This window comes from Pseudomonas sp. DY-1, assembly GCF_003626975.1.
In the GTDB taxonomy this organism is placed as follows: domain Bacteria; phylum Pseudomonadota; class Gammaproteobacteria; order Pseudomonadales; family Pseudomonadaceae; genus Metapseudomonas.
This window is the reverse complement of the sequence record NZ_CP032616.1, coordinates 5,414,351-5,426,505: the sequence shown is the minus strand read 5'-3', so window position 1 is coordinate 5,426,505 and position 12,155 is coordinate 5,414,351. Positions and strand designations below refer to the sequence as shown.

The 12,155-nt window shown below is 62.5% G+C and carries 13 protein-coding genes; 4 read left to right on the top strand and 9 right to left on the bottom strand.

Going from position 1 to position 12,155, the window contains the following annotated elements; translation table 11 throughout:
• Positions 1-69: 69 nt before the first annotated feature.
• From D6Z43_RS25570 to xerD, 3 genes are all read right to left on the bottom strand, one after another.
• The gene (locus D6Z43_RS25570) at positions 70-1,374 is read right to left on the bottom strand and encodes a homoserine dehydrogenase (RefSeq protein ID WP_077526769.1); all 1,305 of its coding nucleotides are present in this window, start codon (positions 1,372-1,374) and stop codon (positions 70-72) included.
• Positions 1,375-1,484: 110 nt separating this feature from the next.
• Complete coding sequence (locus D6Z43_RS25565) at positions 1,485-2,213, bottom strand: disulfide isomerase DsbC N-terminal domain-containing protein (protein WP_120654783.1); 729 nt, start codon at positions 2,211-2,213, stop codon at positions 1,485-1,487.
• 368 nt (positions 2,214-2,581) lie between these two features.
• Positions 2,582-3,478, bottom strand: coding sequence for a site-specific tyrosine recombinase XerD (gene xerD, locus D6Z43_RS25560; RefSeq protein WP_120654782.1), 897 nt, complete (start codon positions 3,476-3,478; stop codon positions 2,582-2,584).
• A gap of 76 nt (positions 3,479-3,554) precedes the next feature.
• Here xerD and D6Z43_RS25555 point away from each other — a divergent pair, with 76 nt between their 5' ends.
• Together D6Z43_RS25555 and D6Z43_RS25550 are read left to right on the top strand one after the other, a co-directional pair.
• Positions 3,555-5,393, top strand: coding sequence for a sodium:proton antiporter (locus D6Z43_RS25555; RefSeq protein ID WP_120654781.1), 1,839 nt, complete (start codon positions 3,555-3,557; stop codon positions 5,391-5,393).
• A gap of 95 nt (positions 5,394-5,488) precedes the next feature.
• Positions 5,489-6,169, top strand: coding sequence for a hypothetical protein (locus D6Z43_RS25550; protein WP_120654780.1), 681 nt, complete (start codon positions 5,489-5,491; stop codon positions 6,167-6,169).
• Positions 6,170-6,214: 45 nt separating this feature from the next.
• Here the strand turns inward: D6Z43_RS25550 and D6Z43_RS25545 are convergent, their stop codons facing one another.
• The 6 genes from D6Z43_RS25545 to ffh all read right to left on the bottom strand — a co-directional run bounded on the left by D6Z43_RS25545 (position 6,215) and on the right by ffh (position 10,300).
• Positions 6,215-6,643 (bottom strand): acyl-CoA thioesterase, encoded by a 429-nt coding sequence (locus D6Z43_RS25545; protein ID WP_120654779.1) that lies wholly within the window; start codon positions 6,641-6,643, stop codon positions 6,215-6,217.
• A gap of 193 nt (positions 6,644-6,836) precedes the next feature.
• Positions 6,837-7,187: a 50S ribosomal protein L19 gene (gene rplS, locus D6Z43_RS25540; RefSeq protein WP_120654778.1), complete on the bottom strand. Its 351-nt coding sequence runs from the start codon at positions 7,185-7,187 to the stop codon at positions 6,837-6,839.
• Between the two features lie 44 nt (positions 7,188-7,231).
• On the bottom strand, positions 7,232-7,984 hold the full coding sequence (gene trmD / locus D6Z43_RS25535; RefSeq protein ID WP_120654777.1) for a tRNA (guanosine(37)-N1)-methyltransferase TrmD: 753 nt from the start codon (positions 7,982-7,984) through the stop codon (positions 7,232-7,234).
• A gap of 9 nt (positions 7,985-7,993) precedes the next feature.
• Positions 7,994-8,530, bottom strand: a complete 537-nt coding sequence (rimM, locus tag D6Z43_RS25530) for a ribosome maturation factor RimM (RefSeq protein WP_120654776.1) — start codon at positions 8,528-8,530, stop codon at positions 7,994-7,996.
• Positions 8,531-8,538: 8 nt separating this feature from the next.
• The gene (gene rpsP, locus D6Z43_RS25525) at positions 8,539-8,790 is read right to left on the bottom strand and encodes a 30S ribosomal protein S16 (RefSeq protein ID WP_069085410.1); all 252 of its coding nucleotides are present in this window, start codon (positions 8,788-8,790) and stop codon (positions 8,539-8,541) included.
• Positions 8,791-8,926: 136 nt separating this feature from the next.
• Complete coding sequence (gene ffh, locus D6Z43_RS25520) at positions 8,927-10,300, bottom strand: signal recognition particle protein (protein ID WP_120654775.1); 1,374 nt, start codon at positions 10,298-10,300, stop codon at positions 8,927-8,929.
• Positions 10,301-10,456: 156 nt separating this feature from the next.
• On the opposite strand from ffh, the gene D6Z43_RS25515 reads away from it, so the two are divergent.
• Positions 10,457-11,257 (top strand): inner membrane protein YpjD, encoded by an 801-nt coding sequence (locus D6Z43_RS25515; RefSeq protein ID WP_120654774.1) that lies wholly within the window; start codon positions 10,457-10,459, stop codon positions 11,255-11,257.
• 7 nt (positions 11,258-11,264) lie between these two features.
• Positions 11,265-12,089, top strand: a complete 825-nt coding sequence (locus D6Z43_RS25510) for a transporter associated domain-containing protein (protein WP_120654773.1) — start codon at positions 11,265-11,267, stop codon at positions 12,087-12,089.
• Positions 12,090-12,155: the final 66 nt, after the last annotated feature.

The window sequence follows — 12,155 nt, the reverse complement described above, 5'->3', positions numbered from 1 at the left end:
GAGCGGCCGGGGCTGGTGCGTCGCTCCGGGGGATCGCCCCTCGCGGCGGCACCAGCGCCCGGTGGCTGCTTAGTTCAGTTGCTCGACGCGGATGCGCACTACGCTGCCTACCACGTCTTCCAGAGCTTCCAGCGCGGCGATGGCGTCGTTGACGCGCGCCTCGACGACCCGGTGGGTAACCAGGATCATCGGCACCAGGCCGTCCTGCTCTTCGACTTCTTTCTGCATGATGGATTCGATGTTGATGCCGCGCTCCGACAGGATGGTCGCGACCTGTGCCAGCACGCCCGGATGATCCTTGGCCTGAATGCGCAGGTAGTAGGCGCTCTCGCAGGCTTCGATCGGCAGGATCGGGTGGTCGGACAGGGAGTCCGGCTGGAACGCCAGGTGCGGCACATGGTTTTCCGGGTCGGTGGTCAGCGCGCGGACCACGTCCACCACGTCGGCGACCACGGCAGAGGCAGTGGCCTCCATGCCAGCGCCAGCGCCGTAGTAAAGGGTGCTGCCGGCGGCGTCGCCATTGACCATCACAGCGTTCATCACGCCATTGACGTTCGCGATCAGGCGGTCGGCCGGAATCAGGGTCGGATGCACGCGCAGCTCGAAGCCGCTATCGGTGCGACGTGCCACACCCAGGTGTTTGATCCGGTAGCCCAGGGCCTCGGCGTAGTTGACGTCGGCGCTGGTCAGCTTCGAGATGCCTTCGGTGTAGGCCTTGTCGAACTGAAGCGGGATGCCGAAGGCAATGGATGCAAGGATGGTCAGCTTGTGAGCGGCGTCGATGCCTTCGACGTCGAAGGTCGGGTCGGCTTCTGCGTAACCCAGCGCCTGGGCTTCCTTCAGCACGTCCTCAAAGGCGCGGCCCTTCTCACGCATTTCGGTGAGGATGAAGTTGCCGGTGCCGTTGATGATGCCGGCCAGCCAGTTGATGCGGTTGGCAGCGAGTCCTTCGCGGATCGCCTTGATCACCGGGATGCCGCCGGCAACGGCAGCCTCGAAGGCGACCATGACACCCTTCTCGCGCGCTTTGGCAAAGATTTCGTTGCCGTGCACGGCGATCAGCGCCTTGTTGGCGGTGACCACGTGCTTGCCATTCTCGATGGCCTTCATTACGAGCTCACGGGCCAGGGTGTAGCCACCGATCAGCTCGATGACGATGTCGATTTCCGGGTTGTTGGCCACGTCGAAGATATCGGCGGTGATGGGGGTGGCGCCGGTTTCACACTTCGGGTTGGGGCGACGAGCGGCAATCTGGGCAACTTCGATTCCACGCCCGGCACGGCGGGCAATTTCCTCGGCGTTGCGTTTGAGTACGTTGAAGGTGCCGCCACCGACGGTCCCAAGGCCACAGATGCCTACTTTTACCGGCTTCACGCTGAACTCCCCATCATCACTGCGAAAACGGCCGGGTGTACCCCGGCCGAGGAAAAGAGCCGCACTTTACGAAGCGGCTGTTTATTGGTCAATCAAGCTGGGCGCCCGGATTACTTGGCTTCCAGGGCCAGTTTGGCCAGCTGCGGAGCCGGCTGGTATCCCGGAATCATCTGGCCGTTGCCGAGCACGATGGCCGGGGTGCCGTTGACGCCGATCATCTGGCCCAGTTCGAACTGCTTGGCCACCGGGTTATCGCAGGTCGCAGCCGGAAGTTCTTCGCGGGACTTGGCCGTGTTCATGGCAGCTTGGCGGTCCTTGCTGCACCAGACGCTGACCAGGCTGTTGTAGCCATGGCTGCCGATGCCCTGGCGCGGGAAGGCGACGTAGCGCACTTCGATCCCGCGACGGTTCAGCTCCGGCACTTCGCTGTGCAGCTTCTGGCAGTAGCCGCAGTCGGTGTCGGTGAACACGGTGATATGCGCCTTGGCCGGCTCCTTGGGCGAGAACACCACCATCTCGCCAGCAGGGATGGCGTTGATTTCCTTGGCGATGGAGCGGCTCTCGGCCTGCTCGGTGAGGTTCACCGGCTTGCCGTTCTGCACGTGATACAGGTAGCCCTGCATCAGGTACTGGCCGTCGGCGCTGGTGTAGAGCATGCGACCGCCCTTGAGTTGCACCTGGTAGATGCCGTTCATCGGGCTTTCACCGATGGATTCGATGGGCAGTCCAAGTTCCAGGGCATCGAGGGTCTTGCGGATGGCCTGGTCCGGATCGTCGGCGAGGCTGATGGTGCTGGCGAGGCCGAGGGCCAGGCCGGCGATAAGACGGGTCACGCGCATGGGTACTCCTGTCGAGCGGCGGACGTACGGAAACCGCTCAAGCCTACCACAGAAGGCCCAACACGCAGTCGTCTGACGCCCGGCGGATTGCGTAGGCTGCTGGCTGGTGCTGCGTAGGCCGGTCGTTCGCCGGGGCGACGCATGCGCGAGGTCCAGCGCTTGTACATGACATCCCTGTCGTCGCCCTTTTGCCCGGTTCAACCCCGGCCCGGCCATCCATGGCCGGTCGTTCGCCGGGGCGACGCATGCGCGAGGTCCAGCGCTTGTGCATGACACCCCTGTCGTCGCCCTTTTGCCCGGTTCAACCCCAGCCCGGCCATCCATGGCCGGTCGTTCGCCGGGGCGACGCATGCGTCGCCTGATCCGGCTCACCCCCTCGGGTGGTGGCGGGCGTGCAGTTCCTGCAGTCGGGCACGGGCGATGTGGGTATAGATCTGGGTGGTGGACAGGTCGCTGTGGCCAAGTAGCATCTGCACCACGCGCAGGTCAGCGCCGTGATTGAGCAAGTGAGTGGCGAAGGCATGGCGCAAGGTGTGCGGCGACAACGACTTGCCGATACCGGCCACCCGGGCCTGGTGCTTGATGCGGTGCCAGAAAGTCTGGCGGGTCATCTGCTCGCCACGCAGGCTGGGGAAGAGCACGTCGCTGGGCTTGCCGTCGAGCAGGAAGGGCCGCGCTTCGCGCTGGTAGCGTTCGATCCAGGCAATTGCTTCTTCGCCCAGGGGCACCAGACGCTCCTTGCTGCCCTTGCCGAAGACCTTGAGTACGCCTTGGCGCAGGTTGACCTGCTCCAGGGTCAGGCTAACCAGTTCGGTCACGCGCAGGCCGCAGGCGTAGAGCACTTCGAGCATGGCGCGGTCGCGCATGCCGATGGGATCGTCGAGCTCCGGCGCCTCCAGCAGCGCCTCCACATCGGCCTCGGAAAGCGACTTGGGCAACGGTCGCCCCAGCTGTGGCAAGTCTATCTGCAGGGTCGGGTCCTCGATGATCAGGTTCTCCCGCAGCAGGAAACGGTAGAAACCGCGCAGGCCGGAGAGAAACCGAGCGGTGGAGCGTGCCTTGTAGCCCTGTTCCAAACGCCAGGCGAGGTGATCGAGGATGAGATCGCGTCCGGCTTTATCCAGCGCCAGACCGCGATCGTCCAGCCAGCTGTTGAAGTGCGCGAGGTCGCTGCGATAAGCCGAGCGGGTGTGTTCGGAAAGTCCCTTCTCCAGCCAGAGGGCATCGAGGAAACGGTCGATCAGGGGATGGTCTAGCGCGGGCATGAATGGCGGCCTTGACTGTACGAAACGCTAGTCTTTCATAGCGCTGTATACGATTCATCCCCGACAAGGACTTCCAATGAGCGAACACCACATCTTGCTGGGCCTGGGCGGTATAGGCGCGGCTGCGCTGTTCAGCCAGTGGCTGGCATGGCGCCTGCGTCTGCCGGCGATCCTCTTCCTATTGGTGGCCGGCATACTCAGCGGACCGGTGACCGGCCTACTGGACCCCGAGGCGCTGTTCGGCCCGCTGTTGTTCCCGCTGATTTCCCTGTCGGTGGCACTGATCCTCTTCGAGGGCAGCCTCACCCTGCACGTCTCCGAATGGCGCGAAATCGGCAGCGTGGTGCGGCGAATGGTGACTGTCGGCGCGCTTCTGACATGGGCGGTGATCGCGATCGCCACGCACTGGCTGCTGGATTTCTCCTGGGAACTGGCGCTGCTGTTCGGCACCCTGACCCTGGTCACCGGTCCCACTGTGATTGTTCCGATGCTGCGCGTCGTGCGACCGCGCTCGTCGATCGCCAACATCCTGCGCTGGGAAGGCATCGTCATCGACCCCATCGGAGCGCTGCTGGCGGTAGTGGTGTTCAGCTTCATCGTCAGCCGCGACGACGGCGGCTGGATCGCGAGCCTCTCTACTTTTACCAGTGTTATCGCCTGTGGCTGCCTGCTGGGGGCTGTTGGAGGCTGGCTGTTCGGCGTGGTCATGCGGCGCCATTGGCTGCCGGAGTACCTGCAGAACCTTGCAGCCCTGGCGGCGGTACTCGGGGTGTTCATCATTGCCAACCTACTGGTGCATGAGTCCGGGCTGCTGGCGGTGACCGTGATGGGCATGGGGCTGGCCAACATGCGTGGCGTGGATGTACGGCAGATCCTGCACTTCAAGGAAAACCTCAGCGTGCTGCTGATTTCAGGACTGTTCATCCTCCTTGCCGCGCGCATGGACTTCGCCGCCCTTATCGCCATGGGGCCGGCGACTCTGCTGTTACTGGCAGTGATCCAGTTCATCGCACGACCGCTGAACGTCGCAGTCAGTACTTGGGGATCCAGCCTCAATTGGCGCGAGCGGGCGCTGCTGGCGTGGATCGCTCCGCGCGGGATAGTCGCGGCGGCGGTGTCGGCGATTTTCTCCCTACGTCTGATCGAGGCTGGCCACGAGCAAGCGCAACTGCTGGTCCCTCTGACCTTCCTGGTGATCATCGGCACCGTGGTACTGCAAAGCGCCACCGCGCGTCCGCTGGCTCGACTCCTGAAGGTTGCCGAACCTGCCCCCTCGGGCTTTCTCATCATCGGCGCCAATCCTGTGGCCCGGGAGGTCGGCAAGGCGCTGCAGAACCTGGGCAGCCGTGTGCTGCTAACCGACTCCAGCTGGGAAAACATTCGTGCCGCGCGCATGGACAACCTACCCACCTACTTCGGCAATCCCACATCGCAACACGCCGAAGCGCACCTCGACCTGGTGGGCCTCGGCCATCTGCTGGCCCTATCACCTTCCAGTGAACTCAATGCCCTGGCCTGCATGCATTTCCGTCATGACTTCAGTGCCCAGCGTCGCTTCACCCTGCCCAGCGGCCATGAAAGTCGACGCAGCGAGAAGCACCGTGCCGGTGAAACGGTCCGGGGCCGACCGCTGGGCAACCAGCCACTGACCTTTCCGCAATTCGCCAGCTACTTGGCCAAGGGCGCCGACGTTCGGACCACTACGCTGACCGCCGCCTTCGGCTGGGAGGAATACCAGGCATTGCACGGTAACCGCGCGACCCTGCTGCTGGCACAAGACCCACGGGGCTGGGTGCACCTGATCGGCAACCCGACGGACTTCGTACCCGAGAAGGACTGGACCCTCGTGTCCCTGATCGAAACCGAAGCGCAACCCGGTGTTACCGCTGATCGCACTCTGGCGCAAACACACTGACGGGCGGCATGGCCAGCCTATCCTTAGTCTGGTGACAGGATTGGGCTGGCCGTGGATGATTTCATCTTGCTATCACCCACCGCCGGTACCGGACCATGGCCAACCAAATGAACTCCCGCCTGGGGCAGATCCTCATCAACAAGGGTCTAATCAACTCCCAGCAGCTGGATGCCGCAATCAAGATGCAACTCACCTGCAAGATGCGGCTGGGTGAAGTACTGATAGCGCAAGGCCTGCTAACCCAGAAGCAACTGACCAAGGCCCTGAAGAAACAGAGCAATCTGCGTCTGGCAGCTACCCTTGTGGCTGCGTTGATGAGCCCCTTCCAGATGGCCAGCGCCGATATCCAGCGCCTGCAGCCGCCGGCCAGTATCAGCCGCCAGGAGACCCCGCAGGGCCTGCGTCCGCTGAGCGACCTGGAGATGAGCAATGTCAGCGCCCAGGGCCTGGACGACGTTCTGCAGGGCCTTTTCCTGCAAGCGGAGCAGGGCGATGGGTTGGGTGCAGTGAAGCAATTGGCGCGGCTGGTGATGCCAGTGCTGGACGGCCTGGACGCAGAGACCTCGATGAAGGATGTGGCCTACGACACCAGCAAGATGACCTCGGTGGTCAACCCGGATGGTTCGGTGAACCTGCGCCTGCCCAGTTCGATCGGCGAGTTGCGCTTCGAGAATATCCGTGTGGCCGGCGCACCACGGGACCAGAGTTTCGGCAGCCTGACCCTGAACAACATCGATCTGTCGCAGGCATCCCTGAAGATCAGCATGCGGAACTGAACCAGGCGGGATACGAGAAAGGCACCCGACGGGTGCCTTTTGCATTCATGCGGCGCTGGCGGTCCGCGGATGGTCCGGCAGAACCTGCACCGGTCGCTTCTCCCCGTCGATGGCGACGAAGCTGAACAGGCCGGTGATGGCCTTCTCGCGAGTGGCGCAGTACATGTCCTCGACGAACACCTCGACCTCCACCTTGAGACTGGTATTGCCCACCTTCACGACGCGTCCCACCAGTTCGACGATGGAACCTGCCGGGATCGGGTGCTTGAAGTCGATGCGGTCGCTGGACACCGTCACCAGCGGCAGGCGGCAAAAGCGCGTGGCGGTGATGAAGGAAACTTCGTCCATCCAGGCCAGGGCGGTACCGCCGAACAGGGTGTTGTGATGGTTGGTGCTGGGCGGAAACACCGCCTTGGTCACCCGGCTCTCGGACAGTTCGGTCCGGCGGGCTATCTCTTGCTCTCTCGGGGTCATGCCACTACTACCTGAATCGAACCCATGTGGCTGCCACTCGTGCGGCGACTCTTGTGATTCTTCTATGCGCTACCTGGTAGGCAGGAATCTTCCTGGCTGGCGCTGCCAGCGGGGCACGGATTATCCCTTGCACACAGGCAAGAAAAAACCCGCCGAGGCGAACCTGGGCGGGTTTTTCGAGAAACTCTGGCGATTAGACCAGCTTCTCCTTGATACGAGCTGCCTTGCCGGACAGGTCGCGGAGGTAGTACAGCTTGGCCTTGCGCACGTCACCGCGGCGCTTGACGCTCAGGCTGTCGACCAGCGGGGAGTAGGTCTGGAAGGTACGCTCAACGCCTACGCCGTTGGAGATCTTGCGTACGGTGAAAGCGCTGTTCAGGCCGCGGTTACGCTTGGCGATGACCACACCTTCGAAGGCCTGCAGACGCGCACGGTCGCCTTCCTTCACTTTCACTTGAACGATTACGGTGTCGCCCGGGGCGAAAGCCGGAATCTCTTTGTTCATTTGTTCAGCTTCGATCTGCTGAATGATTTTGTTGGTCATCGCTATGCTCCTAAGGCAGGCCTTCTGGGCGTGCCATCGATACGTTAACTATCGTTCCGCTGGCGGACATATTCCTCCAGCAGCTTTTTCTCTTCTCCAGAAAGCGAGCGGCAATCCAGAAGATCGGCCCGACGTTCCCAGGTGCGCCCAAGCGCCTGCTGCAAACGCCATCGCCGGATGTGTTCGTGGTTGCCGCTGAGCAGCACCTCGGGAACACGCTTGCCTGCATACATCTCCGGTCGGGTGTAATGCGGGCAATCGAGCAGGCCGTCCGTAAACGAGTCCTCCTCGGCGGAGTCCGCGTGGCCCAACGCACCGGGCAGCAACCGCGTCACCGCATCGATCAGCACCATGGCCGGCAGCTCACCGCCGGACAGGACGTAGTCGCCAATCGACCATTCCTCATCGACGTGCTCTTCAATGAAGCGTTCGTCGATGCCTTCGTAACGACCGGCGATGAGGATCAATGTTTCCTCGTTCGCCAGCTCGCGCACGGCCGCCTGCTTCAGCTGACGCCCTTGCGGCGAGAGGTAGATCACCTTCGCCTTCTCCCCCGTCGCGGCCTTGGCTGCTGCCAGGGCCCGTTCCAGGGGCTGTATCTTCATCACCATGCCGGGGCCACCGCCGAACGGCCGATCATCCACCGTCTGGTGGCGGTCTTCGGTGAAGCTCCGCGGATTCCAGCAATTGAGCTTGAGCAGCCCTTGCTTCACCGCACGACTGGTAATGCCGTACTCGCTGATGGCAGCGAACATCTCGGGAAAGATGCTGATGACTTCGACCTGCATGCTTTTCATGTCAGGCCCTCAGAAATCAACGTCCCAATCCACCCGCATCTCGCCGGCGTCCAGATCAATCGAGAGCACGCACTGGTCCGTATAGGGCAGCAGGCGTTCACGATCATCGAGGCTGCCAGCACAGGGCTTGACCACCATCACATCGTTGGCACCGGTCTCGAGGAGGTGATCGATTCGGCCGAGCAGTTGCTCGTCCTGGTTGATCACATTGAGACCTTCCAACTGGTGCCAGTAGAACTCGTCATCGTCGAGTTCCGGCAGTTCGCTGACGGGAACGCAGACTTCGAAACCTGCGTAGGTTCGTGCAACCTCGCGGTCGTCCAACCCTTTCAGCCTTACTACCAGGACCTTGCCGTGCACACGTCCGCTGGCGACTTCGACCTGCTTTACCTCGTTGTCACGCTTGAGCGTCCAACGGCGGTAATCGAGCACGTTATCCAGCGGATCGGTGAAGGAGTAGACCTTCACCTCGCCACGTACGCCATGCACCGAGAAAATCTTGCCGAGAACGATCAGTTCATCGGCGGGAGCCGGCGTCGTGCTCATAAAGATGCTTAGGCAGCAGCCTTGGCAGCTTCCTTCAGCAGCTGAGCAACACGCTCAGACGGCTGGGCGCCCTGGCTCAGCCAGTAGCTGACGCGCTCCTGATTTACGGAGAGCTTGACTTCTGCACCCTGGGCAACCGGGTTGAAGAAGCCAACGCGCTCAACGAAGCGACCGTCGCGCGCATTGCGGCTGTTGGTCACGGTCAGGTGGTAGAAGGGGCGCTTCTTGGAGCCGCCACGGGCAAGACGGATGGTTACCATTGAACTTCGTTCCTATAGTCGGTGCTTTTCAAGCTGTGCACACACATGGGCCATGGGCCCGAAAGGCCGCATATTCTAAGGATTATGCGGCCGATTGCAAATCTCTTTTTGGCGGCCACCGATCGGCGGCCAGGGCTCACATCTTCGGCATGCCACCGGGGAACATGCTGCCCATGCCGCGCATCATCTTGGCCATGCCGCCTTTGGCGGTGACCTTCTTCATCATTTTCTGCATCTGCTTGTGCTGTTTGATGAGGCGACCGACGTCCTGCACCTGGGTGCCGGAGCCCAGCGCAATGCGGCGCTTGCGCGAGCCGCTGATCACATCGGGATCGCGACGCTCTGCAGGGGTCATGGAATTGATGATCGCTTCCATCTGCTTGAACTGCTTTTCTGCGGCGTTCTGCGCGTTGCCCATCTGCGCCAGGTTGACGCCACCGAGCATGGGCAGCTTGTCCATCAGACCGCCGAGACCGCCCATGTTCTTCATCTGTTGCAGTTGGTCTCGGAAGTCTTCGAGGTCGAAGCCCTTGCCCTTCTTGATCTTCTTCGCGAGCTTCTCGGCCTTCTCGCGATCCATGTTCTGCTCGGCCTGCTCGATCAGGCTAAGCACGTCACCCATGCCGAGGATGCGCGAAGCGACACGATCCGGGTGGAAGGGGTCAAGGGCTTCGGTCTTCTCGCCCATGCCGAGGAATTTGATTGGCTTGCCAGTGATCGCGCGCACGGAAAGCGCGGCACCACCACGGGCGTCGCCGTCGACCTTGGTCAGTACCACGCCGGTCAGCGGCAGGGCATCGTTGAAGGCCTTGGCAGTATTGGCGGCATCCTGACCAGTCATGGCGTCAACGACGAACAGGGTTTCCACCGGTTTGATGGCGGCATGGACCTGCTTGATCTCATCCATCATCTCGGTATCGACGTGCAGACGACCCGCGGTGTCGACGATGACGACGTCGATGAACTTCAGCTTCGCTTCCTGAATTGCCGCTTGCGCGATGGCCACCGGCTTCTGGCTGGTTTCGGACGGGAAGAAGGTGACGCCAATGTCGTTGGCCAGGGTTTCCAGCTGCTTGATGGCCGCCGGGCGGTAGACGTCCGCGGAAACCACCAGCACCGACTTCTTCTTGCGCTCTTTGAGGAAGCGCGCCAGCTTGCCGACCGTGGTGGTCTTGCCCGCGCCCTGCAGGCCGGCCATCAGGATCACCGCCGGCGGCGCGGCGTTAAGCGCCAGGTCTTCGTTGGCGGCGCCCATCAGCTCCACCAGTTCAGCCTGGACGATCTTCACGAAGGCCTGGCCCGGGGTCAGGCTCTTGGAAACCTCGGTACCGACCGCCCGATCCTTGATCTTGGCGACGAAGTCCTTCACCACCGGGAGGGCGACGTCGGCCTCGAGCAGGGCCATGCGCACTTCACGCAGGGTGTCCTTGATGTTGTCCTCGGTCAGCTTGGCCTTGCCGGTGACATGGCGCAGCGTCTGTGAGAGGCGGTCGGTTAGGTTTTCAAACATGCGCGTTCCTTTCGGGCTCTCATGGGCCCCGGCTGAGCTTGCTGCAGGCGGCGGAGTATAACGAAGAGTCGGCGCCGCCGACACCGCCAGCGGTCTTTCACCGTCAAGCCTTGTATGCCACACTCACTGCCTTTCGGGCTTGCCTTACAAGGACTTATGCACCCTCTGCTGCCCAGCCTCCTGGCTGCATTCCTCTATATGGGCACCACTGGCTACCACGGCTTTCGCCTCAGCCAGCGCACTACGCCGGACAAACGTCTGCTGATCCTCGGCAGCGGCCTGGCCCTGCTCGCCCATTGCACTGCACTTTTCCTCCAGTTGATAACCCCTGCCGGGCTCTACCTGGACTTCTTCAATGCCGCCAGCCTGATCGCCGCAGCGGTGATTCTGCTGACCATCGTGGCGGTCGCGCGGATTCCCATCGAGAACCTGCTGCTCCTGCTGCTGCCTCTTGGCACCCTGACGGTGCTGGCGGCGGTACTGGTGCCGGGCGGCACGTCCCAGGCCATCAATGAAGAGCCGGGCATCCTTGCGCATATCCTGCTGTCCATCCTGGCCTACGGCCTTCTGACCATGGCGGTGTTCCAGGCGCTGCTGTTGCTGCTGCAGGACCACCAGCTCAAGCACAAGCATCCTTCCGGACTGATAAAGAACTTCCCTGCCCTGCAAACCATGGAAAGCCTGCTGTTCGGCTTCCTGTGGGCCGGCTGGTGCCTGCTGTCGCTGTCGCTGATCTCCGGTTGGGTGTTCGTGGACAACCTGTTCGCCCAGCACCTGGCGCACAAGACCATCCTTTCCTGCATCGCCTGGGTCGTGTTCGGGGTGTTGCTGTGGGGCCGCCACCAGCTCGGCTGGCGCGGGCACAAGGCCATACGGTGGACCCTTGCGGGCTTCTGCCTGCTGATGCTGGCGTATTTCGGCAGCAAGCTGGTCCGCGAATTCATCCTTCACGTCTGACTATCCCATGCACGGACTGCTCGCCGGCCTCCTCCTCGGAATCACTCTCTCCCTGGTAGCCGGCGCGCTGGTCGCATGGCTGACGACACGCCGCCGCCATGGCGTGGAGATCCAGCCGCAATCGCGGTTGCCGGTTGCTGTGACCGATGCACTGCAACGGGTCAGTATCAGTTCCATCATGATTCCCCGAAGCGAAATCCAGGGGATCGACCTGGACACGTCGCAAGACGAGCTCATCGCCCAACTGCAGAACGCCACCCACACTCGCCTGCCGCTGTATCGCGAAGACATCAACCAGATCGAAGGCATCCTCCACCTGCGCCAGCTACCGCGCCTGCTGGCGGAGGGCAGGCCCAGCGCCGAATCGCTGCTGGCAGTCAGCCGGGAAACCTACTTCGTGCCGGAAAGCACGCCATTGCTGACGCAGCTGGTGAACTTCCAGAAGCAGAAGCGCCGCCTCGGCATCGTGGTCGACGAGTACGGCGATGTGGTGGGCCTGGTCAGCCTGGAAGACATCTTCCAGGAGCTGGTGGGCGAGTTCGGCAGCCTGGAAGACTTCGCTCCCAATCCCGGCATCCAATCGCGCGATGACGGCCACTACGAGCTCGACGGTGCGCTTCATCTGCGCGAACTGAATCGGGTGCTCGGCTGGCACCTCCCTTGCGACGGGCCGAAGACCCTCAACGGCCTGATCACCGAAGCCCTGGAGCAGATTCCCGACTCAAGCGTGTGCCTGAAGGTCGGCCCGTACCGCCTGGAAATCCTCCAGTCCGGCGACAACCGCGTACAGCGTGTGCTCGCCTGGCGCGCCGGACTTACGCCAAAGGCCTAGTAGTCCCGGCCGGGGCCCCTTCCTATAATCGACCCGGGCTTACCCGCCCTCCTCCGGCCACAGTCG

What these genes read in the sequence shown, in the direction of transcription:
- rimM (WP_120654776.1), bottom strand. Translation starts at nt 8,530, where the DNA reads ATGAGCACGACGCCGGCTCCCGCCGATGAACTGATCGTTCTCGGCAAG.
- D6Z43_RS25510 (WP_120654773.1), top strand. Translation starts at nt 11,265, where the DNA reads ATGCACGGACTGCTCGCCGGCCTCCTCCTCGGAATCACTCTCTCCCTG.
- D6Z43_RS25555 (WP_120654781.1), top strand. Translation starts at nt 3,555, where the DNA reads ATGAGCGAACACCACATCTTGCTGGGCCTGGGCGGTATAGGCGCGGCT.
- ffh (WP_120654775.1), bottom strand. Translation starts at nt 10,300, where the DNA reads ATGTTTGAAAACCTAACCGACCGCCTCTCACAGACGCTGCGCCATGTC.
- D6Z43_RS25565 (WP_120654783.1), bottom strand. Translation starts at nt 2,213, where the DNA reads ATGCGCGTGACCCGTCTTATCGCCGGCCTGGCCCTCGGCCTCGCCAGC.
- trmD (WP_120654777.1), bottom strand. Translation starts at nt 7,984, where the DNA reads ATGAAAAGCATGCAGGTCGAAGTCATCAGCATCTTTCCCGAGATGTTC.
- rpsP (WP_069085410.1), bottom strand. Translation starts at nt 8,790, where the DNA reads ATGGTAACCATCCGTCTTGCCCGTGGCGGCTCCAAGAAGCGCCCCTTC.
- D6Z43_RS25515 (WP_120654774.1), top strand. Translation starts at nt 10,457, where the DNA reads ATGCACCCTCTGCTGCCCAGCCTCCTGGCTGCATTCCTCTATATGGGC.
- D6Z43_RS25545 (WP_120654779.1), bottom strand. Translation starts at nt 6,643, where the DNA reads ATGACCCCGAGAGAGCAAGAGATAGCCCGCCGGACCGAACTGTCCGAG.
- D6Z43_RS25550 (WP_120654780.1), top strand. Translation starts at nt 5,489, where the DNA reads ATGGCCAACCAAATGAACTCCCGCCTGGGGCAGATCCTCATCAACAAG.
- rplS (WP_120654778.1), bottom strand. Translation starts at nt 7,187, where the DNA reads ATGACCAACAAAATCATTCAGCAGATCGAAGCTGAACAAATGAACAAA.
- xerD (WP_120654782.1), bottom strand. Translation starts at nt 3,478, where the DNA reads ATGCCCGCGCTAGACCATCCCCTGATCGACCGTTTCCTCGATGCCCTC.